The 23210-nt window shown below is 73.4% G+C and carries 21 protein-coding genes; 12 read left to right on the top strand and 9 right to left on the bottom strand.

Going from position 1 to position 23210, the window contains the following annotated elements:
• A partial coding sequence (locus AQJ30_RS03180; protein ID WP_245726781.1) for an alpha/beta hydrolase occupies positions 1–525 on the top strand: 525 nt, incomplete at its 5' end.
• A 30-nt stretch (positions 526–555) separates the two neighbouring features.
• On the opposite strand, the gene AQJ30_RS03175 is transcribed toward AQJ30_RS03180, so the two are convergent.
• Complete coding sequence (locus AQJ30_RS03175) at positions 556–1023, bottom strand: flavin reductase family protein (protein WP_067228957.1); 468 nt, start codon at positions 1021–1023, stop codon at positions 556–558.
• Positions 1024–1245: 222 nt separating this feature from the next.
• On the opposite strand from AQJ30_RS03175, the gene AQJ30_RS03170 reads away from it, so the two are divergent.
• Together AQJ30_RS03170 and AQJ30_RS03165 are read left to right on the top strand one after the other, a co-directional pair.
• Positions 1246–1779 (top strand): DoxX family protein, encoded by a 534-nt coding sequence (locus AQJ30_RS03170; RefSeq protein WP_067228289.1) that lies wholly within the window; start codon positions 1246–1248, stop codon positions 1777–1779.
• A gap of 136 nt (positions 1780–1915) precedes the next feature.
• Positions 1916–3490 (top strand): hypothetical protein, encoded by a 1575-nt coding sequence (locus tag AQJ30_RS03165; RefSeq protein WP_079083756.1) that lies wholly within the window; start codon positions 1916–1918, stop codon positions 3488–3490.
• 28 nt (positions 3491–3518) lie between these two features.
• Here the strand turns inward: AQJ30_RS03165 and AQJ30_RS03160 are convergent, their stop codons facing one another.
• Positions 3519–4997: a glutamate-cysteine ligase family protein gene (locus AQJ30_RS03160; RefSeq protein WP_067228287.1), complete on the bottom strand. Its 1479-nt coding sequence runs from the start codon at positions 4995–4997 to the stop codon at positions 3519–3521.
• A 209-nt stretch (positions 4998–5206) separates the two neighbouring features.
• On the opposite strand from AQJ30_RS03160, the gene AQJ30_RS03155 reads away from it, so the two are divergent.
• On the top strand, positions 5207–6388 hold the full coding sequence (locus AQJ30_RS03155; RefSeq protein WP_067228285.1) for a PP2C family protein-serine/threonine phosphatase: 1182 nt from the start codon (positions 5207–5209) through the stop codon (positions 6386–6388).
• Positions 6389–6397: 9 nt separating this feature from the next.
• Here AQJ30_RS03155 and AQJ30_RS03150 read toward each other — a convergent pair whose 3' ends face one another.
• Entirely contained in the window at positions 6398–6589 is a 192-nt protein-coding gene (locus tag AQJ30_RS03150; protein ID WP_067228283.1) for a hypothetical protein, read from the bottom strand.
• A 252-nt stretch (positions 6590–6841) separates the two neighbouring features.
• Here AQJ30_RS03150 and AQJ30_RS03145 point away from each other — a divergent pair, with 252 nt between their 5' ends.
• A complete protein-coding gene (locus AQJ30_RS03145) occupies positions 6842–7639 on the top strand; it encodes an SAM-dependent methyltransferase (RefSeq protein WP_067228281.1) in 798 nt (265 codons plus the stop codon).
• A 38-nt stretch (positions 7640–7677) separates the two neighbouring features.
• Here AQJ30_RS03145 and AQJ30_RS03140 read toward each other — a convergent pair whose 3' ends face one another.
• Entirely contained in the window at positions 7678–8655 is a 978-nt protein-coding gene (locus tag AQJ30_RS03140; protein ID WP_079083754.1) for an alpha/beta fold hydrolase, read from the bottom strand.
• A gap of 153 nt (positions 8656–8808) precedes the next feature.
• Between AQJ30_RS03140 and AQJ30_RS03135 the strand changes: the two genes are divergently transcribed.
• Entirely contained in the window at positions 8809–9501 is a 693-nt protein-coding gene (locus AQJ30_RS03135) for a lysophospholipid acyltransferase family protein (protein ID WP_067228280.1), read from the top strand.
• 88 nt (positions 9502–9589) lie between these two features.
• On the opposite strand, the gene AQJ30_RS03130 is transcribed toward AQJ30_RS03135, so the two are convergent.
• Both AQJ30_RS03130 and AQJ30_RS03125 read right to left on the bottom strand, forming a co-directional pair.
• Complete coding sequence (locus AQJ30_RS03130; protein ID WP_067228278.1) at positions 9590–10576, bottom strand: polysaccharide deacetylase family protein; 987 nt, start codon at positions 10574–10576, stop codon at positions 9590–9592.
• A 32-nt stretch (positions 10577–10608) separates the two neighbouring features.
• Positions 10609–11589 carry a glycoside hydrolase family 11 protein gene (locus AQJ30_RS03125; protein WP_067228276.1) on the bottom strand — a complete coding sequence of 327 codons (981 nt, stop codon included), beginning with the start codon at positions 11587–11589 and terminating at the stop codon, positions 10609–10611.
• 374 nt (positions 11590–11963) lie between these two features.
• On the opposite strand from AQJ30_RS03125, the gene mgrA reads away from it, so the two are divergent.
• Positions 11964–13007 (top strand): L-glyceraldehyde 3-phosphate reductase, encoded by a 1044-nt coding sequence (gene mgrA / locus AQJ30_RS03120; RefSeq protein WP_067228274.1) that lies wholly within the window; start codon positions 11964–11966, stop codon positions 13005–13007.
• A 58-nt stretch (positions 13008–13065) separates the two neighbouring features.
• Here the strand turns inward: mgrA and AQJ30_RS03115 are convergent, their stop codons facing one another.
• Positions 13066–14139: an NAD(+)/NADH kinase gene (locus AQJ30_RS03115; protein WP_067228273.1), complete on the bottom strand. Its 1074-nt coding sequence runs from the start codon at positions 14137–14139 to the stop codon at positions 13066–13068.
• A 224-nt stretch (positions 14140–14363) separates the two neighbouring features.
• Between AQJ30_RS03115 and AQJ30_RS03110 the strand changes: the two genes are divergently transcribed.
• Complete coding sequence (locus tag AQJ30_RS03110; RefSeq protein WP_067228271.1) at positions 14364–14690, top strand: antibiotic biosynthesis monooxygenase family protein; 327 nt, start codon at positions 14364–14366, stop codon at positions 14688–14690.
• An 18-nt stretch (positions 14691–14708) separates the two neighbouring features.
• Here the strand turns inward: AQJ30_RS03110 and AQJ30_RS03105 are convergent, their stop codons facing one another.
• Both AQJ30_RS03105 and AQJ30_RS03100 read right to left on the bottom strand, forming a co-directional pair.
• Positions 14709–16760 (bottom strand): discoidin domain-containing protein, encoded by a 2052-nt coding sequence (locus AQJ30_RS03105; RefSeq protein WP_067228270.1) that lies wholly within the window; start codon positions 16758–16760, stop codon positions 14709–14711.
• 138 nt (positions 16761–16898) lie between these two features.
• Positions 16899–18125, bottom strand: a complete 1227-nt coding sequence (locus AQJ30_RS03100) for an aminotransferase class V-fold PLP-dependent enzyme (protein WP_067228268.1) — start codon at positions 18123–18125, stop codon at positions 16899–16901.
• A gap of 319 nt (positions 18126–18444) precedes the next feature.
• Between AQJ30_RS03100 and AQJ30_RS03095 the strand changes: the two genes are divergently transcribed.
• The 4 genes from AQJ30_RS03095 to AQJ30_RS03080 all read left to right on the top strand — a co-directional run bounded on the left by AQJ30_RS03095 (position 18445) and on the right by AQJ30_RS03080 (position 23189).
• The gene (locus AQJ30_RS03095; protein ID WP_067228266.1) at positions 18445–19164 is read left to right on the top strand and encodes an FAD binding domain-containing protein; all 720 of its coding nucleotides are present in this window, start codon (positions 18445–18447) and stop codon (positions 19162–19164) included.
• Between the two features lie 66 nt (positions 19165–19230).
• Positions 19231–20409, top strand: a complete 1179-nt coding sequence (locus AQJ30_RS03090; protein ID WP_079083749.1) for a YihY/virulence factor BrkB family protein — start codon at positions 19231–19233, stop codon at positions 20407–20409.
• Between the two features lie 169 nt (positions 20410–20578).
• Complete coding sequence (gene rox, locus AQJ30_RS03085; protein ID WP_067228265.1) at positions 20579–22006, top strand: rifampin monooxygenase; 1428 nt, start codon at positions 20579–20581, stop codon at positions 22004–22006.
• A gap of 169 nt (positions 22007–22175) precedes the next feature.
• Positions 22176–23189 (top strand): GNAT family N-acetyltransferase, encoded by a 1014-nt coding sequence (locus AQJ30_RS03080; protein ID WP_079083746.1) that lies wholly within the window; start codon positions 22176–22178, stop codon positions 23187–23189.
• Positions 23190–23210: the final 21 nt, after the last annotated feature.

Below are 23210 nucleotides of genomic sequence, written 5' to 3'. Positions count from 1 at the left end.
GCCCAGGGCCTGGACGCCACCCGGCTGGCCGTGGCCGGTGACTCGGTCGGCGGCAACATGAGCGCCGCCCTCACCCTCATGGCCAAGGAACGCGGCGACGTGCCCCTCGTCCAGCAGGTGCTGTTCTACCCGGTCACCGACGCGAGCTTCGACACCCCCTCCTACCACCAGTTCGCCACCGGCTACTTCCTGCGCCGCGACGCCATGCAGTGGTTCTGGGACCAGTACACCACCGACGAGGCCGAACGCGCCCAGATCACCGCCTCCCCCCTGCGCGCCACCGTCGAACAGCTCACCGGCCTGCCCCCGGCCCTGGTCATCACCGGCGAGGCCGACGTCCTGCGCGACGAGGGCGAGGCCTACGCCAACAAGCTCCGCACAGCCGGTGTCCCCGTCACCGCCGTCCGCTACCAGGGCGTCATCCACGACTTCGTCATGCTCAACGCCCTGCGCGAGACCCACGCCGCCGAAGCCGCCATCACCCAGGCCGTCACCACCCTGCGCACCGCGCTCCACACCGCCTGACCCGGCCGGCCCCCGGCCCCGACCGCCCCGTCACTCCGCGGGGTGGCCGGGGTCGATGTCGTGCGCGTCACCCAGGCGCAGCAGCGGGCCGGCCGCCGGGTCACCGGCGTCCCACTGCACCGGGTCGAGCACGAACCCCATGTGGTCGCCGCCGTCGAGGCGCTGGACGACGGCGCCGACGAACCACGCGGCCGCGTCCGGCAGGACGACCGCCCCGCCGTGCCCGGTGGTCCACCGCACGCGGGCGAACTTGTCCACCTCGTCGCCCGTCTCCCCGCCGAACAGCTCCGCCAGCGCGTGCTGGTCGCGGCCGAGCAGGTGGACGGCGAGGAAGTCGGCGTCGCGGGCCACGCCGAAGGTGTGGTTCGCCTTGGACAGCCACACCGCGAACCGCACCGGCCGCAGGGAGCACTGCGAGGAGAAGCCCACCAGGCATCCCGACCGCTCCTCGCCCGCCGTCGCGGTGACCACGCACATCTCCGGATCCAGCCGGTGCATGAACGCATCGGCATCGGCGTTCGCCACGCCCCCCACTCCCGTCCACGTCGTCGGTCCGCACTCCTGCGGCTGCCGGCACACGCGTGCCCCGCATCCCGCGCCCCTCACCTGGCCGTCCGGGCGGACGGCGGGCCGGACGCGGCGCCGATTGGCCCGTCCGCGGACGGGGAACCCGTTGGCCACGCTCCATCACCCAACTGGTCAACCCTCTGGAGAAGGCCCATGACTTTGTTGCGCCTGGTCGGTCGTCCTCTGCTGGCCTCCATGTTCGTCTCCGGCGGCCTGCAGTCCCTGCGCGCCCCCGAGCAGGTCTCGCCGGTCGCAGAGCCCGTCGTCCGCCCCGTCACCGACCAGGTGACGGCGCTGCCCGACCGGACCGAGGACGTCGTACGCCTGACCGGGGCCGTGCAGGTCGCGGGCGGGCTGCTGCTGGCGACCGGCCGGGTCCCGCGGGTGGCGGCCCTCGCCCTCGCCGCGACCCTGGTGCCCACCACCTGGGCGGCCCACCGGTTCTGGGAGGCGGAGGACCCCGAGGAGCGCACCCAGCAGCGCCTGCACTTCCTCAAGAACCTCTCGATGCTGGGCGGCCTGCTGATCGCGGCCGCGGACACGGGCGGCAACCCGTCCCTGGCCTGGCGCGGCCGGCACGCGGCGCGGGGCGTGCGCCGCGAGGCGCGGCTGGTCCGGCGGTCGGTGCGGGCCACCGCGCGTCCCGCGGCCGCCGTGGGCGCGGTGCGCGCCAAGCTGCCGGGCTGACCGCACCGCCGGCCGCACGGCGGCCACGCCCTCCTCGCGCCCACCCGCGTGCCCCGGGCTCCCTGTCGCCCGCGCGACGGTGCCCGTACACTGCCAAGTCTGCGGCGTGCGGGCGTAGTTACGGGGGGAGCCAGCCATGTCCGAGGGTCGGTCCGGCATGTACGACGGCACGTACGGTCAGCCTTTCGTCCCACCGATGCCCTCGGCGCCGCCACCGGCGCCGGCCGACCCCGTCCGGGCCCTCGCCGTCGCGGTGCTCAACCTCAGCGGCCTGGGCCTCGGGTACGCGGTGGTGCGGCGCTGGGCGCTCGTGGCGCTGTGCTGGCTCGCCACCGGGGTCCTGCTGTTCGTGGCGCTGCCCGCCGACCCGGGCGGTGTCCCGGTGGCCGCGCTGGTGCTGTACGCCCTGTTCCTGCTCGCGGTCGCGGCGCACGGCGCGCGCGTGGGCCTGCGCACCCGGCTGTCGGGCCCCGGCCCGGCGCCGCTCGCGCTCGCCCTCGGCCTGGTGCTGCTCGCCGTTCCGGCGGGGGGCGTGGTCTGGTACGACAGCGCCCGCGACGAGGCCGTCCAGCAGATGCTGCTCGACCGGCTGGAGCGGGCCGACCGGCTCGTCGCCGCGGCCGGCGGGAAGGCGTTCGGGAGCGGCGAGTCCGACTACCGGCGCGCCCTCGCGGCCTACGAGGACCTCAGCGCCGCACACCCCGGCTCCCGGGCCGCTCGCCAGGTGCCGGCCCGGATGCGGACGTACTACACGACCGTCGGCGCCCCCTACGCCCAGGGGCAGTACTGCGACGCGATCGCGCCGCTCACCTACCTGCGCACGGTGCCCGGGCACATGCCGCGGACCCGGCTGGGCGAGCTGGCGTCCTGGCCCGACGACCGGCTGGCCGCGTCGCTGTACGCGTGCGCGTCGAGCGGGCTGGCCGGCGGGCAGTCCACCTGGCCGCAGCAGTTCGGGCAACTGCTCACCACGTTCCCCCGGTCGGACCAGGCCGCCCAGGTGCAGCCGGCCGTCGCCTCCGCGGTCACCCGGGCGGCCGCCGACCTCGGCGGCACGGACCCGTGCGGCGCGATCGACCGGCTGCGCACGCTCGGGTCGAGCATCGGGACCATCACGGCGGGCGGCGCGGACGCCGGCGACGCGCTCGGCAAGGAGGCCCGGCGGGCGACGGCCTCCGCGGACTCGGGGACGTACGCCTGCGGCGTCGACCAGTACCGCGACGGTGACTTCGAAGCCGCGCAGAGCACGATGGACGACTTCGTGAAGGCGAACCCCCAGCACAAGAACCGGGCGCTGGCCCAGAAGATCGCGATCGCCGCCGAGATCGCGCAGACCGTGCCGGCCGCCGGGAAGCGGCTGCCCACCACGCGCAGCGGCGGCGGCATCGCCGTCACCGTCCGCAACGACAGCCCCGACCCGGTCACCGTCCTGTACACCGGCCCCGTCACGGGCAGCTTCACCCTGAAGGGCTGCTCGGGCTGCACCGCCTACTCCCTGGTGGACACGCTGTCGCCCGGGTTCAAGCCGTGCCACGGCGGCCGCTCCTACCCGCAGCGCACGATCAGCCTGCCGGCCGGCACCGTCTACTTCCTGCACAAGCCGAACGGCGACAGTTCCGCCTCCCCCGCGTCCGACACCGCGAAGCTGTCCCCGGGCTACGTCTACACGGAGTGCGCCTACACCACCCAGTCGCTCGGCAGCGGCACCTGACCCGGCCGGGCGGGCGCGCCGCCCGGGCTCACTCGACGGGCCAGGTGTGCACCGGGGCGTTGAGGTGCATGTAGGCGATGTACTGCTCGGTCATGCGGCGCAGCGCCTCGTGGCGGCCGCAGTGGGCGCGGGACTCGATGTGGTGGACCATCTCCTTCTGCCACACCGCGCCGTTGCGGGCCGTGACGCACCGCTGCTCGATGATGCCGAGCAGCGGCTCGCGCCACGCCTCGTCCATGCCGGAGCGCTCCAGGCCCTGGTGGGCGAGCGGCAGCAGGCGGCGCAGCACCAGCTCGTTCGCCGGGACCTCGCCGGTGCCCGGCCAGTACAGCCGGGCGTCGATGCCGTGCCGGGCGGCCGCGTGCAGGTTGTCCTCGGCGGCGGAGAAGGACATCCGGGACCACACCGGCCGGTCCTCCTCGACGAGCGCACGGGTCAGGCCGTAGTAGAAGGCGCCGTTGGCGAGGGTGTCGGCCACGGTGGGGCCGGCCGGCAGCACCCGGTTCTCCACCCGTACGTGGGGTCTGTCGTGGGCGATCGCGTAGACCGGCCGGTTCCAGCGGTAGATGGTGCCGTTGTGCAGGGTCAGCTCGGACAGCTCCGGGACGTCCCCGCGCTCCAGGACCTCCCCGGGGTGCTGGTCGTCGCACAGCGGCAGCAGCGCGGGGAAGTAGCGCAGGTTCTCCTCGAAGAGGTCGAAGACGCTGTTGATCCAGCGTTCGCCGAACCACACCCGGGGCCGCACGCCCTGCACCTTGATCTCCTGGGGGCGGGTGTCGGTGGCCTGTTCGAAGAGCGGGATCCGGGTCTCGTGCCACAGCTCCTTGCCGAACAGGAACGGCGCGTTGGCGGCGAGCGCGACCTGCACCCCGGCGATCGCCTGGGCGGCGTTCCAGTAGGGGGCGAACTCCTGCGGGGAGACCTGGAGGTGGAACTGGGTGCTGGTGCACGCGGCCTCGGGGGTGATGGTGTCCGCGTAGGTGCGCAGCCGGTCCTCCCCGTCCACCTCGATCAGCAGGTCCTCGCCGCGGGCCGCGAAGACCTGGTCGTTGAGCAGGCGGTAGCGGGCGTTCTCCGACAGCGCCCCCTCGCCGACGTCCTGCTGGCGCAGCGTCGGCAGGATGCCGATCATGATCAGGTGGCTGCCGACCGACCGGGCGCGCTCGTCGGCGTGGTTGAGCGCGGCGCGGATCTCCGACTCCCAGGCGTCGGGGCCGCCCGCGATCAGCCGGCGGGGCGGGACGTTGATCTCCAGGTTGAACCGGCCCAGCTCGGTGGACCAGGCGGGGTCGGCGATGGCCTCCAGCACGTCGACGTTGCGCATCGCGGGCTCGCTCCGGTCGTCGACCAGGTTCAGCTCGATCTCCAGGCCCACCTGCGGGCGTTCCGCGTCGAAGCGTGCCTCGCGCAGCATCTGCGCGAAGGCGTCGAGGCACTCCTGCATCTTGATCCGGTACCGGCGGCGGTCCTCGCGGGTGAAGACCAGCGCCGGAACGTCTCGTCCCATCGGTTCTCCCGGCTCCTCCTGGGGCCCTTGTCCCTCCAGCCTCGCACCGGCGGGCCACCGCGACCAGGTGGGACCGCCACCGGTGGCGCGCGGACGCGGGGTCCGGCCGGGAGGCGTCCGCACTGCGGCGGCCCCGGCCCGGTGTGAGACTGCTGCCGAGCGGTCCACCCGACCGCCGTGGCGCGCGCTGTCGGAGGAGGCGAGTCCGTGTGGTGACGCCGGAGACCGGTGACGACCTGCTCCAGGAGTTCCTGGCCGACCCCGCCAACCGGACCGTCGACCTCGCGACCGCCCTGGCCCGCTGCACCCGGGCCCTCGGGCTGCCGCACGCCGTGGCCTACCTGGTCGACATCCAGCAGCGCCACCTGGTGCCGCTCACGGACGTCACGGCCTCGCTGCCCGTCGACGCGTCGCTGGCCGGGTGGGCGTACCGCACGCAGTCGCTGCGGGTGGAGTCGTCCGACGCGGGGGCGCTCACCGCGTGGTTCCCGCTGGTGGACGGCGCCGAGCGGCTCGGGGTGCTCGCGGTGCACACCCCCACCCTCACGGCGGCGGCACTGAGCCGCGGCCGGGCGCTGGCCACCCTGGTGGCGATGATGGTCACCTCACGGCGGTCGTTCAAGGACACCTACGTACGGCGTACCCGCACCGAGCCGATGCGGCTGCCCGCCGAGATGCTGCGGGCGTTCCTGCCGCCGCGGACCATCGGCGACGGCACGGTGGTGTCGACGGCGGTGCTGGAGCCGGCGTACGAACTCGGCGGGGACGCCTTCGACCACGCGCTCACCGAGACGACGCTGCACGCGACCGTCCTGGACGCCATGGGCCACAACCTGGCCTCCGGGCTGACCAGCGCGGTGTCACTGGCGGCCTGCCGCAACGCCCGGCGGTGCGGCACCGATCTGCCGGAGCTGGTGTCCAGCGTCGACGAGGCGCTGACGCAGTGGCTGCCGGACCAGTTCTGCACCGGGGTGCTGGCCGAGATCGACCTGGCCACGGGGGTGCTGCGGTGGAGCAACTGCGGGCATCCGGCGCCGTTGCTGATCCGCGACCAGCGGCTGGTCGCGGACGCGCTGGAGCGGGAGCCGGACCCGCCGCTCGGTCTGCCGTCCCTGCTGACCGACCGCCCGCGGCGGGTGCACGAGATGCCGCTGCAGCCCGGTGACCGGGTGCTGCTGTACACCGACGGCGTCACCGAGGCCCGCACCCGCGACGGCGAGCTGTTCGGGCTCCAGCGCTTCGCCGACTACGTCATCCGGGCGACCGCGGCCGGGGAGCTGGCGTCCGAGACGCTGCGGCGGCTCATCCACTCGATCCTCGACGTGGAGACCAGCCGGCTGCGCGACGACGCGACGATCGTCATGGTCGAGTGGCAGCCGCCCCGGACGTGACCCGGGGCACTACAGAGTACCGAAGGGAAGGAACCCGCGGGCGGGCGGCAGCGACTGCTGCGCGGGCAGCCCGGCGGACAGCGGGGCGGCCATGATGCGGCCGAGCTCGCGCTGGATCCGTTCCGCCTCGGCGCGGACCTGGGTGGGGATGTCACCGCGTTCGGTGACGAGACGGTCGTAGATCGGGGTCTGGCTGAACAAGGGTGACGGGCCTTCGGTAGGGACGGGGACCGGGGCGGCGTCCGCGAGGCACCGCGGGAGCCGTCGGACCTGGTGGACTGTCAACGCGACTGCCCCGCAAGGCTACCGCCCGGCCCCCCGGGCCGGGCACGCCAGCCCCGGGCGGACTTCCGGCGACCCGCCGGAAACGCGAACTGATGTGTGGGACAGCGGTGTTCGCCAGTAGGTTGGGCACGCACGGATCCAGCCTCGGCCGAAAGACGGACACGACTCATGACCGACCCCGCGACGCACCAGAAGATTGACACGTCGGTGCCGCACTCCGCCCGTATCTGGAACTACTGGCTGGGCGGGAAGGACAACTACCCGGTGGACGAGGAGGCCGGCGACGCGTACACCGCGGTCTTCCCCGGCATCGTCACCATCGCGCGCGGCAGCCGGGCCTTCCTGCGGCGCACCATCACGTACCTGGTGAACGAGGCGGGCATCCGTCAGTTCCTCGACGTCGGCACGGGGTTGCCGACCGCCGAGAACACCCACGAGGTCGCCCAGGGGCTCGCCCCCGAGGCGCGGATCGTCTACGTCGACAACGACCCGATGGTCCTGGCCCACGCCCGTGCCCTGCTGTACTCCTCCAAGGAGGGCGCGACCGCGTACATCGACGCCGACGTCAGCCGGCCGGACGTCATCCTGGAGTCCGCCGCCAGGACGCTGGACCTCGGCCGTCCCACGGCGCTGATCCTCAGCAACATCCTGGGCCACGTGGCCGACTACGAGCAGGCCCGCTCGATCGTGGACCGGCTGGTGGGCGCCCTCCCGTCGGGCAGCTACCTCATGGTCAACGACGGCTCGCTGGGCATCGACCCGGTCTTCGAGGAGGCCCAGGAGGGCTACAACCGCAGCGGCGCGGTGCCGTACAACCTGCGCACGGTCGAGCAGATCGCCTCGTTCTTCGACGGGCTGGAGCTGGTCGAGCCGGGCGTGGTCCCGGTCACCCAGTGGCGCCCGGACCCCGGCTCTCCCGCCCCGGGGGTCGTCGCCGAGCACGGCGGACTCGCCCGCAAGCCCTGACCCACAAGCCCCCGGGCGGCACGGCGCCGCCCGGGGCGTCAGACGGGGTCCTGGCCCTCGGGGTACTCCAGCGCGCCGAGGTACGGCAGCCCCGTCAGGGGGTGGTCGCCGCAGAAGCTGCGGATGAGGTCGACGTGGGCGGCGACCTGCTCCAGCGGGAACATGTGGTCCGCGTCGCGCAGGGTCGCGAACGGCGCCCCCAGTTCACGGGCGAGCCGCAACCCCTGGGCGGGCGTGGTCAGGTGGTCGTGCTCCCCCGTGTACACCAGGGTCGGTGCCGCGGGGACCTCGGGACGGCGCCAGGCGTGCCGCTCCATCCGGGCGTTGTGGGCGCAGGCCTTCGCGAGGTCGTCCGGGGTCTGCGTGCGGAACTGGTGGTTCAGCATCCGCCACACGGCCGCGTGGCGGTGGATGCGCGGGTCGGGCGCCACGACGAACGTGGACAGCAGGCTGTCGGCGAGTTCCGCACGCCGGTCCTCGGCGACCAGCCGGCGCCACTCGGGGATCATCTCCAGGTAGGACGCGGGCAGTTCGCCCGTCATCGCCCCCAGCATCAGCCGGGCCACGTGCTGCGGGTGCCGCTGGGCGCAGCGCAGCGCGACCGCGCCGCCGTAGCAGGTGCCGAGCAGGTTGACCGGGCCGGTGTCCAGCTCGGTCAGCAGGTGGCCGAGGGCCGCGGCGAGGAAGTCGTAGCCGTACTCGGCGGGCAGCGGGTCGGCCGCGCCGAAGCCGGGCAGCTCGACCGTGACCACGGAGGCGTGCGCGCGCAGCGGCCGCTCGTGCGAGGTCCAGGAGTTGCGGTCCTGCATCATGCCGCCGATCACCACCAGCGGCTCGGTGACGGGCGCGGGGGACGTCGCGACGCGGCAGACGTACCGGAACCCCTCGTACTCCAGCCAGTGCTCCTCGGCCGCCGCCGGGCGCTCTGGCCCGGCGCCGGGTCCGGGGTCCTGTCCGGGGCGGGTGCGCGAGGCGGGCGGCGGCGGGGCGGCGACCGTGTGTCGGGCTGTGCTCATGCGTGGTTCAACGGCTGCCCGGCGGGTGTCGTCACGGCCTGGCCGTCCCGGTCTGCGAGGACGCCCGGTTGAGTACGGGTACTCAGGCCCGCCCGGCCCTCCCCGACGACGATGGGGGCACCAGGACAGTGAACGGGTGAACGGGAGAACCACATGCTCAGCCGCCTCGCCGACGCGCTCACTCCGGCCGCCGGGCGCCTGACCGTGACGACGGACGCGGGCGCCGCGTTCGCGCCGGGCAGCGTCGTCGTCGCCAACCACACCTCGCTCGCCGACCCCGCGGTGGTGCTCGCGGCCCTGCACCGGCTGGACGTGCGGCCCGTGGTGATGGCGACGGCCGGGCTGTGGCGGGTGCCGCTGCTGGGCCGGCTGCTGTCCCGGGAGGAGCACATCCCCGTCCACCGCCGCGACCGCCGCGCCGCGCACGCCCTCGACCTCGCCGCCCGGGCGCTGGAGCGGGGCCGGCTGGTCCTGGTCTACGCCGAGGGCGGCCTGCCCGCCCGCGGGGACGCCGCCGAGGAGGCGCCGCGCGCCTTCCGCAGCGGACTGGCCCGGCTCACCGAGCGCACGGGGGCGCCGGTGGTCCCGGTCGGACAGGCGGGCGCCCGCCGGATCACCTCCGGCGGGACCGTCAAGCAGGTGGCGGGGCTGGTCACGGCGCCGCTGCGCCGGCCGCGGCTGCACGTGCACGCGGGCCGCCCGGTCGTCCTGGCCGGGGACCGGCGGACGCGCACGGTGCAGGCGCGGGCCGCGGTGACGGAGGCCTGGCGCACGGCCGCCGCGGAGCTCGGCGAGCCCGCCGCGGCGGCGCTCGGGGCCGGGCCCTCGACCGGCGGGTGCCGTTGAGCACGCGCGCGGGGCGGCGCGGACCACTCCTCGTCCGTGCCGCCCCGGTGGCCGGGGTGCGGCGGCGGGTGGCCGCCGCACCGGTCGGTCAGGTCGTGCTGCAGGAGACGGTGGGCCAGGTCCAGTTGCCGTTGTGCTGGATCGTCACGCCCCAGGTGTTGCCGCTGCCGTTGGGTTTCGCCACCAGCACCTGACTGCTCGGGAAGCTGGTGCTCACGTTCCAGGTGGACAACACCTTCGCCGGGGACGGGACGTTCATCGTCACCGTCCAGGTGCTGGAGCCCGAGACCGTGACGTTGAGGTTGTACCGGTCGCTCCACTGCTGCCCCGCCGACAGGGTCGCCGTGCACGAGCCGGTACCGCCGCCACCGCCGCCACCCGAGCCACCGTCGGGGGCCACGGCGCGGCCGGTCTGCGGGGAGATCATCCCCGCGCACAGGCCACGGGCGGCCAGTCCCTGGGCGATGCGCGGGATCGCGGCGATGGTGTTGGCCGGCCAGTCGTGCATGAGGATGACCTGGCCGTTGGTGAGCCGGCCGGCGGCCTGCACGATGGCGTCGGTGCTCGCACCGTTCCAGTCCTGCGAGTCGACGTCCCAGATGATCTCGGTCAGGCCGTACTTCGCCTCGACGGACTTCAGCGTCGCGTTGGTCTCGCCGTACGGCGGGCGGAACAGCTTCGGCGTGCCGCCGCCCGCGTTGGCGATGGCCTGCTGGGTCCGGGAGATCTCGGAGTCGATCTGCGCCTGGCCGAGCTGGGTCAGGTGCGGGTGCGTGTAGCTGTGGTTGCCCACCCACATCCCGGCGTCGACCTGGGCCCGGACCAGGGACGGGTTGGCGGCGGCGTACTGCCCCTCGTTGAACATCGTGGCCCGCAGGCCGTTCTGCTTGAGGGCGTTGAGCAGGGACTGGGTGGTGCTGGACGGGCCGTCGTCGAAGGTGAGGCCGACGTAGCCGTTGCAGGTGGCGGCCTGCGAGGGGGCCGCGCCGACGGTGAGGGTGCTCACGGCGGCCAGGGCGGCCGCGGCGAGCGTGGAGAACAGGGTGCGCAGCGCGGTGCGCTGTCTGCGTGCCATGGGGAGGGTTCCTCCAGCCGGGGGTGGGGGGGTCAGCTCGCGCTGCAGGAGACGGTGGGCCAGGTGTAGTTGCCGTTGTGCTGGATGGTCACGCCCCAGGTGTTGCCGCTGCCGTTGGGTCTGGCGACCAGCTGCTGGCTGCTCGGGTAGCTGGCGCTGACGTTCCAGGTGGACAACACCTTCGCCGGGGAGGGGACGTTCATCGTCACGGTCCAGTTGCTGGAGCCCGAGACGGCGACGTTGAGGTTGTACCGGTCGCTCCACTGCTGCCCCGCCGACAGGGTGGCCGAGCAGGTGCCGGTGCCGGTGCCGCCACCACCTCCACCGCCGCCACCTCCACCGCCCGAGTCGGTGCCGCCGACCGTGATGTCGGAGCTGCCGCTGCTCTGGTAGCCCTCCGTCGCGAGGATCATGTAGTAGGTGAAGCTGCCGAGGTTCATGCCGGCGCGGGCCCAGGCGTCGAAGTGGTTGCCCGTGGTGATGGTCCCGCCGGTGCGCCGGGTCTGCCGGACGCTCCAGTACTGGTCGAAGGTGCGGGTGCCCTCGACGGACGGGGCGTTGTACCGGGTCGTCTTGTAGATGTCGTACGTCCCGCCGTCACTGGTGACGGTGCCCATGAAGGTGCCGGTGGGCCGGTAGGTGCCCCAGTTGTCGACGATGTAGTACTCGACGAGCGGGTTCGAGGTCCATCCGTACAGCGCCAGGTAGGCGTTGCCGGACGGGTTGAAGGTGCCCGAGTAGGTGACCGCGCGACGGCCGCCGTTGCTCCAGCCCTTGCCTGCGACGAAGTTGCCGCTGTTGCTCCACGAGGTGCTGTAGTTGCCCCCGGAGCCGAGGTTCATGGAGACGCGGCCGCCGCCGTCGGTCCAGAACGAGTAGTAGTAGCCGTTGTTCGTGCCCGTCTGGTTCGTCGTGATGACGGTGTCGGCGCCGGCGGTACCCGGCGCGACGAACGCCACGACGGCCGCGAGCACCATGACGCAAGCGCTCCTGAATCTCAGGAGTAGGCGCATGGACGTGGTCCTTCCAGGTGAAGGCGTGCGGGGCCTTGACGGCGAACAGTGTTGGTCTGCCCCTGACAACTGTCAACACTTTCGGTACTTGTTTCGAAAGATTCGCCAGGCCTGAATGCGGTACCGAACAGAGAATCAGCAGTTCAACGGGCACACTAGGCACTGCTGGGTGATACGCGCTCCCGCATGCGCTCAACTCAAGATCTCCCCCATGCCCGCGATTCTCGAATGTTTCGGAAACAATTCCGGAGGATCCACCCCTCACCATTCAGAAACGACACCGCTGAATGCGATCCGCGGGAAGGGTTGGACTTCCGGATCATGTCGGAGCAAGGTGGGCATCCCGCCCCTGCACCACCCCGGAGATCACCCCGATGAACCACGTGGCGAACCCCGAGCGCTACGACGGCCCCATGCGGTACCGGCGCACCGGACGCTCAGGGCTCGACCTGCCCGTCCTGTCCCTCGGCTACTGGCACAACTTCGGCGACGACCGCGCCTTCGAGACCCAGCGCGAGATCGCCCTGCGCGCCTTCGACCTCGGGATCACCCACCACGACCTGGCGAACAACTACGGCCCGCCCTACGGCGCCGCCGAGAGCAACTTCGGCCGGCTGCTCCGGCGGGACCTGGCGCCGTACCGGGACGAGCTGGTGATCTCCACGAAGGCCGGCTGGGACATGTGGCCCGGTCCGTACGGCCAGGGCGGCGGGTCGCGCAAGTACCTGCTCGCCTCGCTGGACCAGTCGCTGCGCCGGACCGGCCTCGACTACGTCGACATCTTCTACTCCCACCGGCTCGACGCGAGCACGCCGCTGGAGGAGACGATGGGCGCGCTCGACACCGCGGTCCGCCAGGGCAAGGCCCTCTACGTCGGCATCTCCTCCTACGACGCCGAGCGCACCCGCGAGGCCGCCGCGATCCTCCGGGACCTCGGCACGCCCCTGCTCATCCACCAGCCGTCGTACAGCATGCTCAACCGCTGGATCGAGACGGAGGGGCTGCTCGACGTCGCCCAGGAGGAGGGCTTCGGCGTCATCGGCTTCACCGCGCTCGCCCAGGGCCTGCTGACCGGGCGCTACCTCGACGGCATCCCCGAGGGCTCGCGGGCCGCGCGGGGCACGTCGCTCGACCCGGCCTGGCTGACCGACGAGATGCGCGGCCGGCTGAACGCCCTCAACGACATCGCCGCCCGCCGGGGCCAGACCCTGGCGCAGATGGCGCTGGCCTGGGCGCTGCGCGACCCGCGCGTCACCTCGCTGGTCATCGGCGCGTCGAGGACCGAGCAACTGGAGCAGAACGTGGCCGCCCTGGACCGCCTCGACTTCACCGCCGAGGAGCTCGCCGAGATCGACCAGCACGCCACCGACGGCGGCGTCGACCTGTGGCGCGACGCCCGGCTGGGCAACCTCGGCTGACACGCCGACGCCCTGACACGCTGGACTCCCCGGGGCGCGCCCCCGCCTCCTCCCGCGCTCAGGCCTGCGGTGCGGCGCCGTCCGGCGCCGTGACCAGGCTCAGGTGGGCCATGTCCCCCGGCGGCGGGGTGGTCACCGACCAGAAGGGGGTGGGGGTGCCGTCGGCGACGGCCGCGGGGGCGTCGGTGAGGTTCATGCGGTCGCGCAGGCGGCCGTAGAAGTCCATGGGGCCCAGGCGCACCGCCCGCAGCCGGCGCTGGGCGGCGTAGACGCCGATCCAGTCGCCCGGCTCCAGGACGCCCCGCACCTGGCCGTCGATGCTGACGGCGGCCCGGCCGGAACGTTCCAGGACGCGCAGGCCGACCGGTTCGTCGGGGGCGGTGACCACCGAGCGGTTGAACGTCATGTGCGGGGCGACCGGCGTGAAGACGAGGGCCTCCGCACGCGGCGAGACGACGGGGCCGCCGGCGGCGAAGCTGTAGGCGGTCGAGCCGGTCGGCGTGGCCACCAGGAGCGCGTCGGCGGAGTACGACGCGAGCAGCCGGCCCGAGACGTAGACGCCGACCGACACCTGGCGGTCGCGGGCCAGCTTCTCCAGGACGACGTCGTTGAGGGCGGTGACGTGCAGCGGGACGCCCCACTCGTCGTCCACCACGCAGTCGCTGCGCACGGCGGGCGGCGGGAGCAGCGGGCCGCGCCCGTAGCGCATCAGCGACTCCACGTCCGGCGGCATCTCCAGGCGGCGCGAGGCGCGCAGCGTGAGCAGCATCCGGGTGTCGGGTTCGAAGCGGTCCTCGCGCACCGCGTCCAGCGCCGCGCGCACCGACGCGGCCGACACCTCGGTCAGGAAGCCCACCCGGCCCAGGTCGACCCCGAGGACCAGCGCGTCGTTCTCGGCGGCCAGCCGCGCCCCGCGCAGGAACGTACCGTCGCCGCCCAGCGTGACGACGAGGTCGGGGTCGCCCGCGGCGGCGACCTCCTCGCGGGCGCTGCGCCGCCCCCCGTCGTGCCACACGTCGATGTCGGTGCACTGGACGTCGTACCGCGCGCACCAGGCGCGCACCACGTCGGCCGCCTGGACGGCCTCCGCCCGTCCGCCGTGCACGACCAGGCCGAGCCTGTTCACTGCCACCACTGCCTCCCGGGCCGCTCGTCGTGTCGGTGCGCGGGTGCCCGTCACGTCGCCGTTCATCTCTGCCCGCCCCGCCCCGGCGGATCACCGGGACGGGGCCGACGGGTGGACGCGCGTCCGGTGCCGTCCGCCCGCGGTGCGCGCCCCGGCGTGTAGCAGACTGATCGCATGCGGCCCGGCGGCAGGACGTACGGGCCGGGTCCCGACCGGCGAGAGGTGTCGACGTGTCCGTCGTGAAGATCAATGTGCTGACCGTTCCGGAGGAGCAGCGGGAGGTGCTGGAGAAGCGGTTCGCGTCCCGGGCCGGCGTCGTGGAGTCGCAGGACGGGTTCGAGTGGTTCGAGCTGCTGCGGCCGGTGGAGGGTACGGACCAGTACCTGGTGTACACCCGCTGGCGCAGCGAGGAGGACTTCCGGAACTGGATGTCCGGCCCGATGCAGGCGGCGCACCGCGGCGGTGGCGAGGGCGGCGAGCGCCCGCGCCCGGCCGCCTCGGACTCCACCGTCTGGTCCTTCGAGGTGGTCCAGCAGGCGGCCCCGAAGGCCGGCTGACCCCGTGCGGCAGCGCGGTCAGTCGCTGTGGACGGTCATCTCGTACAGCGAGTAGCCCCAGTTCGTGCCGCGCTGCACCCCGTGGACGCGTACCCAGCGTGCCGGGGTGCCGGTGAAGGTGGCCGTGTCCAGGCCGCCGTCGCCGGTGGTGGTGGACCAGGCGGTCCGCCAAGTGGTGCCGTCGGTGGACAGTTCGATGCGGTACGACCTGGCGTACGCCCGTTCCCAGTCGAGGGTGACCCGGCCCACCCGGTGGGTGGCGCCGAGGTCGGCGGTCAGCCACTGGTCGTCGCTCCAGTCGGCGGCCCAGCGGGTGTCCCGGTTGCCGTCCACGGCCCGGCCGGGCGCGTAGCTGGTGAACGGGTTCCACTCCGTCGAGCTCGCGGTCGCCGTCGCGCCGTCGGCGAGGTTCACCGCCGCCTGGTGGTGCTCCGTCGCGCCCCAGGTGCCGAGGTAGGACTCGGCGCCGCGGAAGAGGTCGCCGACCACGTCCTGGCCGCCGACCTGGCGGATGTCCTCGATCCAGTCGGGGATGAGGCCGGCGTGGGCGCCGCCGTCGGTGTTGACGTCCCAGGTGCGCTCGCCGGTGACCTGCCGGTCGACGACCGAGCCCCCGTCGACGCTGCGGAAGGGGTACGTCACCTTGTGCGGGGCGTCGGCGCCGCGCGGGGCGGGATGGGAGCCGACGCCGTTGAAGTCGGTGCCGTAGCCGTAGCCGACGCCGTACCGGTCGCGCAGCGCCTTGGTGCGGGCGGCCTCGGCGACGAAGCCCTCCGAGCCGTGCATGTACTGGGCGACGAAGCCGCCGAGGCGGTACACCCGCTCGGTCCAGTCCATGTCCATCCAGCTGTGCGAGGAGAGCACGCCGGGGTAGCGCGCGGACTCGAAGATGTCGAGAGCCCGGCCGACGGCCTTGACGCTCATGTGGTCTATTTCCAGCATCATCTTGCGCTGCATCATGCCGCGCACGGCGTACTCGCCGAGGGCGGTCAGCCCGCGGGTGTTGCACTGCGCGTCACTGTCGTAGCGCGGGACCGAGGTGCCCGCCGGCAGGTCGGCCTCCGCGGCGGACGGCTGGGTGCCGATGGGGTTGTCGTGTTGCGGTCCGGTGCACTTCTCCGTCTTCCAGAAGGTGCCGGTCGACAGGAACTGGCCGACGTTGATGGCGGTCCCGAGGCCACCCTCGTCGAAGCGGACGCCGCACAGCGCGTTGTCGAACTTGTGGCACAGGAACATGCTGCGCACGCCCAGCGCGTACAGCTCGTCCAGGCCCTTGTCGATGTCCGCCCTGCTGCACTGCGGGAGGTCCAGCACCTGCTTGCAGCCGAACGGTTCGGACGTCTCCACGCCCAGGACCACGGCGAGTTTGCCCTGTTCGATCACCTGCCGGGCCTGCGCGCTGTCGGTGACGACGCGGAACCAGCCCTTGCCGGTGCCGCCGTACATCCGGTCGACGTAGGCCTGGAGGTCGTACGTCAGCTTCGCCTGGAGCCGGATCGAGGTCATCTCGTCGCAGCTGCGGTCCTTGAAGAAGTAGACCGAGCAGATCACGCCGTTGGTCACGAGGTCGTTGACGAGGACGCGCTGGCCGCCGCGCCAGGCCCGCTCCACCCAGGCGTAGTAGTTGGCCTGGTGGGTCATCGAGTCGTAGGCGGGCCAGTCCTTGAACGTCGGCCAGCCGACCGGGTCGTGGCGGCCGTCGCCGCCGTGGGTGATGTAATCGAAGACCGCGAGGGTGCCGTCGGGGTAGTGCTCGGGGCAGTCCTTCAGGGCGTCGGCGACACCGGCCTCGGAGAACACCTTGCCGCAGATCAGCCGCCCGCCGAACGCCTCGTTGGAGAACAGGTGGTCGTGCGCGTCGACGAACCCCCGTACCCGGCCGTCCGGCGTCGTGCCCCGGAACGGCTCGCCGGTGACGCCGATCTGCGAGTCGGGGGCGGGGCGTGCGGTGGGCAGCCACCAGGCGTCGTCGGCCCCGGCGGCGGTGGCCGGTGCCGGGCCGAAGGTGACGGCGAGGACGAGGAGCAGCAGGGCGAGGACCACGGTGTGCGGGCGTCGGGCGTCTGTCACGGTGCACGTCCCTCGGTCGGCGGGGTGGCGCGGTCGACCCCCCATGCTTGTCATGACCAGCGCAACGTTGCTGACGCAGGATCACCACTGGCCGGCTCCCCCGTCAAGGGCCGTGCCGCACTTGGGTGTTACGAGGGGTTACAGCCCGGTCGGCGCCTCGCGCGCCCAGCGCCGGACCACCGGTACGCACCGCTCGGCGAACCGCTCGTAGTCCTCGGGGGTGTTGTACACGTGGGCGGACAGGCGCAGGTACCCGACGCCCGCGAAACTGGTGAACGCGGCCTCCGCACCCAGCTCGGCGGTCGCCCGGTCGCGCAGCGCGTCCGCCTCGACGCGGGTGGCGGCCAGCCCCTCCGGGAGCCGGACCAGCCGCATGCCCGGCACGGGCATCCCGACGTCGACCGCGCCGGCTCCCGGTCCCGTGAAGGCCTCCGCGACCACCCGCGCGCCGTACTCGGCCAGTTCGTCCAGGTAGCGCCGGGCGGCGTCCCAACTCCAGGTCCGCTCCACGAAGTCCAGGGCCGTGGGTGCGGCGAGGCAGCCGGTGGCGTCCAAGGTGCCCTGGTGGTCGAAGCGGTCCGGGTAGGGCTCGGCCGCGCCCCACGAGTCGATCAGCGGGTGCAGCTCCTCGCGCAGGGGGCCGCGCGCGACCAGGGCCGCCGTGCCACGCGGGGCGCAGCCCCACTTGTGCAGGTTGCCCACCCAGGCGTCGCAGACCAGTCCGTCCAGGGGTGCGGCCAGCAGCCCGGGCGCGTGGGCACCGTCGACCAGGAACGGCACACCGAGCCCGGCCAGCTCCGCACCCACCGCCCCCACCGGCAGGCGGCGGGCGGTCGCCGAGGTGATCTGGTCGACCACGACGAGCGCGACCCGCTCGTCCACCTCCGCCAGCACCGCCCCGGACGCCTGCCGGGCGTCGGCGTCCAGGGGCACGCGCGCCGTGCGCACCCGGCCGCCCCAGCGCCGGGCCAGTCGCTCCGCGCCCATCGTGACGGCCCCGTAGCCGTGGTCGGTGACCACCACGTCGCCGCCGGGGCGGGCGGCCAGGGCGGCGTGGACGACGCTCGCCCCGGCGCTGGCGTTGGGCACCAGGGCCAGGTCCCCGGCGTCGGTGCGCAGGAAGTCGGCGACCCGGGACCGCGTGGCGGCGATCCGGCCGGGCAGCGCCGGGAACCAGGCGACCGGCGCGCGCTCCATCTCGGCCCGCAGCTCGTTCTGGCGCTCCTGCGCCACCCGGGGGACGGCGCCGAAGGAGCCGTGGTTCAGGTGCAGCATCCCGGGGTCGAGGGTCCACGCCCGGGCGGCGGGGCTGCCGTCGTCCAGCGACAACGGACGGGGGGCGACGACGACGTCTGCCTGGCTCACGTCACTCCTCACGCGCCCGGAGGGGCACGGGCGGGCACCGGTGGAAGGGGGTCGCGGTCACGATACCCAGGGGGTGGGCGGGGTGAGGTCCGGGGCTCTCACGCGCGCGTGGAGCGGCGGGGCGGGCAGCGGCGCGTCCGGACGGGGCGGGCGATGGGTCCCACGCGGGCCGCGCATCCCCCGGGGGGCGCACGGCGCCGGAGTGTGAACCCTGGATGCGCCCCGGGCCCGCCGGGGACAATGCCGGTCACCACTGATCACGAGGTCGCGGGGGCGCGCCGCGCCGCCGTGGGCCCGTCGGGAAGGCAGGTCTGCCGCTGTGTTGTTGCGTCTGCCCACGTCCCTGTCCGAAGCGCGGGAGTGCGTCGCCGAGGGAGCCGTCCCGATCGGCGGGGCCACCCTCGTGTGGGCCGCCTTCCAGCGCGACGGCTTCCCCGAACAGGCCGTGTCCCTGCGGCACCTGCCGGAGGCCACGGCGATAGGACCCGACGTGCTGGGCTCGGCCGTACGGCTGCACCAGGTCGACGACCGGGTGCCCGAGGTGCTGCGCGCCGCGGCGGCCACCGTGGGCACGGGTGCCGTGCGCCGGACGGCGACCGTCGGCGGGAACATCGTGGGCAGCACCCTGCGCTGCCTGCTGCCCGCGGCCCTCGTCCTGGACGCCCGGGCCACCGTGCTGGAGCAGGCGGGCGTGTACGAGACCGACCTGGCCGAGGTGGTGGAGAAACGTCAGCTCCTGCTGAGCATCCGCTGGCGGGTGCCCCTCACCAGCGGCTACCACAAGGCGCCCGGCGAGGCGGGCGGTCCGCCGCCGCTGGTGGTGGCGAGCGCGGTGCACGCCGAGGGCGGCGAGCGGATCCTGCGCGTCGCCGTCCGCGACGGCTACGACGTGCTCCGCGCGACCGCGCCCTGCGGCACCGGCGTGGACCCGGTCCTGGACGCGCTGGAGCGCTCCGACCTCGCCGCGCTCCCCACCGGCGCCCGGGAGACGGTCCGCGTCCACGTCAGGGACGTCCTGGGCCGTTCCCGCGACCGCTGAGCACAACGGACGTCCCGTGCGCGGCCGGTGGGGAGTGGACCGTCGGACGCGGGATACCCGCAGGGCATGGCTCGCTTCCCCAGGCTTGGACACAGAGACACGGACGAGACGCCCGACCGCACGGCCGGGCCCCGAGCTGCCGCGGAACGGGAGTCCCCGCTGCACTCCAGGAACGACGACGAACAACGCCACGACGCCGCGGGCGAGAAGCGCGACGGCGCGACCGACGACGACCGCTACGGGCCCGACGAGGAGGTCGAGGAGGCCGCGCCGGACAGCCCCACCGCCCTGCCCCGCCACTCCTGGGGCCGGGTCCTCAAGGGCACTTTCAAGGAGTTCAAGGACGACGAACTGACCGACCGGGCCGCCTCGTTGACCTACTACGGCGTACTGTCGCTGTTCCCGGCGCTGCTGGTGCTCGTGTCGGTGCTCGGCATCACGGGCAAGTCGGCCACCGACAAGGTGCTGGACAACCTCCGCCAGCTGACCCCGGGTTCGGCGCGGGACATCGTCACCCGAGCCGTGGAACAGTTGCAGGGCAACGCGGGCACCGGCTCCGTGATGGCCATCGTCGGCCTGGTGCTGGCCGTGTGGTCGGCGTCCGGCTACGTCGCCGCGTTCATCCGCTGCGCGAACGCCGTCTACGACATGCCCGAGGGACGGCCGGTGTGGAAGATCCTGCCGATCCGGGTGGCCCTGACGGTGGTCCTGATGGTGCTGGCGGTCGTCAGCGCGCTGATCGTGGTGTTCACCGGTGGCATCGCCCGCCAGGCCGGCACCGCGCTCGGCATCGGCGACACGGCGCTGACCGTGTGGTCGATCGCCAAGTGGCCGGTGCTGGTCGTCCTGGTCACCGCCATGATCGCGATCCTCTACTGGGCGAGCCCCAACGCCAAGGTCAAGGGCTTCAAGTGGATCACTCCGGGCAGCTTCCTGGCGCTCCTGGTCTGGCTGATCGCCTCCGCCGGGTTCGCCTTCTACGTCGCCAACTTCGCCTCGTACAACAAGACCTACGGCACGATGGCCGGCGTCATCGTCTTCCTGGTGTGGCTGTGGATCAGCAACCTGGCGATCCTGCTGGGCCTGGAGTTCGACGCGGAGACCGCCCGCCAGCGCGCCGTCGCCGGGGGGTTCCCGCCCGACGCGGAGCCGTACACCGAGCCGCGCGATACGCGGACCTGGGACGAGCAGGACCGGCGGCGCCTGGACGAGACGCTCCCCGAGCAACTGCGCCCGGCGGAGTGATCCGGAGAACGATCCGGAGAACGACGCGGCGGAAATGACAAAGGCAAGGAGTTCACGGACTCCTTGCCACTCTCAAGCTATAGCGCACAGGGGGGCTTGCGGCAAGAGCCCCGTCATGCCGCAGAATCACCGGCCTGAACCGGGAACTGCGGACATGGCGGGGTTTGTGATGATCGATGTGATGGTGGCCGGTGCCGGACCGACCGGGCTGATGCTGGCCGCGGAGCTGCGCCTGCACGGGGTGCGGGTGCTGGTGCTCGACAAGGAGGCGGAGCCGACGCCGGTGGTCCGCGCGCTGGGTCTGCACGTGCGCAGCATCGAGGTGATGGACCAGCGCGGGCTGCTCGACCGGTTCCTCGCCCACGGCAAGCAGTACCGGGTCGGCGGGTTCGTCGCGGGCATCGACAAGCCCTGGCCGGACCGGCTGGACACCGCGCACGGGTACGTCCTCGGGATCCCGCAGCCCGTCACCGACCGCCTGCTGGCCGAGCACGCCGTCGAGCTGGGCGCGGAGATCCGGCGCGGCTGCGCGCTGGTCGGGCTGGAGCAGGACGACGAGGGCGTCACCGCCGAGCTGTCGGACGGCACGCGGCTGCGGGCGCGGTACCTGGTCGGCTGCGACGGGGGTCGCAGCACGGTCCGCAAGCTGCTCGGGGTGGGCTTCCCCGGGGAGCCCAGCCGGGTCGAGACACTGCTGGGCGAGATGCAGGTGGGGGTGGACCAGGAGACGCTCACCAGCGTGATGACCGAGGTGCGCAAGACCCAGAAGCGGTTCGGCTTCGGGCCCCTCGGGGACGGCTTCTACCGGGTCGTGGTGCCCGCCGAGGGGGTGGCGGAGGACCGTACGGTCCCGCCGACGCTGGAGGAGTTCCAGCAGCAATTGATCGCGGTCGCCGGCACGGACTTCGGGGTGCACTCCCCGCGCTGGCTGTCCCGCTTCGGCGACGCCACCCGGCAGGCCGAGCGCTACCGCGCGGGGCGGGTGCTGCTGGCCGGCGACGCGGCCCACGTCCACCCGCCGACCGGCGGGCAGGGCCTCAACCTCGGCCTCCAGGACGCGTTCAACCTCGGCTGGAAACTGGCCGCCGAGGTGGCCGGATGGGCCCCGGAGGGGCTGCTGGACACCTACCACGGCGAACGCCATCCGGTGGCCACCGCGGTGCTGGACCACAGCCGCGCGCAGTTGCACCTGATGTCGACCGAGCCGGGCCCCCAGGCGGTGCGCCGGCTGGTGGCCGAGCTGATGGACTTCGAGGAGGTCAACCGCTACCTGATCGCGAAGATCTCGGCCCTCACCATCCGCTACGACTTCGGCGACGGCCCCGACCTGCTCGGCCGGCGGATGCGGGACGTCCAGCTGAAGCGGGGCCGCCTGTACGCCGAGATGCACCGCGGACGCGGCCTGCTCCTCGACCAGACGGGCCGCCTGTCGGTGGACGGCTGGGCCGACCGCGTGGACCATGTCGCCGACGTCAGCGAGGAGTTGGACACTCCGGCGGTGCTGCTGCGTCCGGACGGCCACGTGGCGTGGCTGGGCGAGGACCAGGAGGGCCTGCGGGAGTCCCTGGCGCGGTGGTTCGGCACGTCGACCGGTTGAGCACGGTCCGCGCTCCGGAGCCGAGCGGGCGGGGGTCCGGGGAAATTGCGTTGCGGGCGGGGGGCGTGCGGCCGACGCTGGCCGCATGTCCTAGGGGGTGTCTTGTCGATCAGGCCGGATCAGGGAGCGGCGTCTGGTGCCGTGCATCGCAAGGCGGAGGAGGGAGTCGATGCGGAGCATCGGGGACCGACGACAACGCGGCGAGGCGCGGTGCCAGACGCCGCGAGCCCGGCCTGATCGACAAGACACCCCCTACGCCCTGCGCCCCGCCGCGCTCGACGACTCCCCCGCGGTGACCGAGCTGCTGAACGCCGTCGACGTGCTGGAGATCGGACGGCCGGAGACGGACCTGCACACGGTCGAGGCCGACCTGAAGCACCCCGAGGTCGACCTGGCGCGGGACTCGTGGCTCGCGTTCGACGGGGAACGGCTCGTGGCCTACGGGCTGTTGTGGGACGAGTCCGGGGGTGAGCGCATCGACGTGGACCACTACGTGCTGCCCGGCCACCAGCGGGCCGGGGAGCTCGTGCTGGACGCGCTCCAGGCGCGGGCCCGGGAGAGGGCGCGGGAGAACGGCGCCGGACGGGCGGTGGTGCACCTGCACCTCAACGTCCGGCCCACGCTCGACGTCCGCCTGCTCCAAGAGCGCGGCTGGGGTGTCGTACGGCGGTACCACGTGCTGCGGCGGCCGCTGGACCCGGCCGGGGACCGTCCGGTGCCGCCGCCGACGGGCGTACGGGTCCGGGCCTGCACCGCGCCGGCCGACCGGGCGCGCGTCCACGCGCTGTACCAGGCCGCGTTCGCCGGCCACTTCGACTTCCAGCCGCGCGGACTGTCCTCCTGGCTGCACGACGTCGACGCGGACGGGCTCGACTGGTCGCTCGTGTGGATCGTCACCACCGACGACCTCGGCGACGCCGGCTTCCTGATCGCCCGTGACGACCGTGCCGCGATGGGCTGGATCCGCAGCGTGGGCGTGCTGCGCGAGGCACGCGGGCGCGGGCTCGGAGGGCTGCTGCTGCGCCAGGCGTTCGCCGCGTTCGCGGCGCGGGGGCGGGACACCGTGGGGCTGGGCGTGGACACCGCGAACACCACCGGGGCGCCCGCGCTCTACGCCCGCCACGGGATGACCGTCCACTACGCGGTCGACACGTGGGAGGTCGCCCTGCCCTGCCGCCCGTGAGTCGCCCTACCCCAACCGGGC

Origin of the sequence: Streptomyces longwoodensis, from assembly GCF_001514125.1 — a bacterium.
GTDB classification, from domain to species: Bacteria; Actinomycetota; Actinomycetes; order Streptomycetales; family Streptomycetaceae; genus Streptomyces; species Streptomyces longwoodensis.
This window is presented reverse-complemented; position numbering and strand designations above follow the sequence as displayed.

Excerpts from the sequence above, each read along its gene's own strand:
- AQJ30_RS03145 (WP_067228281.1), top strand. The coding sequence starts at position 6,842 with ATGACCGACCCCGCGACGCACCAGAAGATTGACACGTCGGTGCCGCAC.
- rox (WP_067228265.1), top strand. The coding sequence starts at position 20,579 with ATGATCGATGTGATGGTGGCCGGTGCCGGACCGACCGGGCTGATGCTG.
- AQJ30_RS03080 (WP_079083746.1), top strand. The coding sequence starts at position 22,176 with ATGCGGAGCATCGGGGACCGACGACAACGCGGCGAGGCGCGGTGCCAG.
- mgrA (WP_067228274.1), top strand. The coding sequence starts at position 11,964 with ATGAACCACGTGGCGAACCCCGAGCGCTACGACGGCCCCATGCGGTAC.
- AQJ30_RS03175 (WP_067228957.1), bottom strand. The coding sequence starts at position 1,023 with ATGCACCGGCTGGATCCGGAGATGTGCGTGGTCACCGCGACGGCGGGC.
- AQJ30_RS03090 (WP_079083749.1), top strand. The coding sequence starts at position 19,231 with ATGGCTCGCTTCCCCAGGCTTGGACACAGAGACACGGACGAGACGCCC.
- AQJ30_RS03165 (WP_079083756.1), top strand. The coding sequence starts at position 1,916 with ATGTCCGAGGGTCGGTCCGGCATGTACGACGGCACGTACGGTCAGCCT.
- AQJ30_RS03170 (WP_067228289.1), top strand. The coding sequence starts at position 1,246 with ATGACTTTGTTGCGCCTGGTCGGTCGTCCTCTGCTGGCCTCCATGTTC.
- AQJ30_RS03135 (WP_067228280.1), top strand. The coding sequence starts at position 8,809 with ATGCTCAGCCGCCTCGCCGACGCGCTCACTCCGGCCGCCGGGCGCCTG.
- AQJ30_RS03130 (WP_067228278.1), bottom strand. The coding sequence starts at position 10,576 with ATGGCACGCAGACAGCGCACCGCGCTGCGCACCCTGTTCTCCACGCTC.
- AQJ30_RS03160 (WP_067228287.1), bottom strand. The coding sequence starts at position 4,997 with ATGGGACGAGACGTTCCGGCGCTGGTCTTCACCCGCGAGGACCGCCGC.
- AQJ30_RS03125 (WP_067228276.1), bottom strand. The coding sequence starts at position 11,589 with ATGCGCCTACTCCTGAGATTCAGGAGCGCTTGCGTCATGGTGCTCGCG.
- AQJ30_RS03140 (WP_079083754.1), bottom strand. The coding sequence starts at position 8,655 with ATGAGCACAGCCCGACACACGGTCGCCGCCCCGCCGCCGCCCGCCTCG.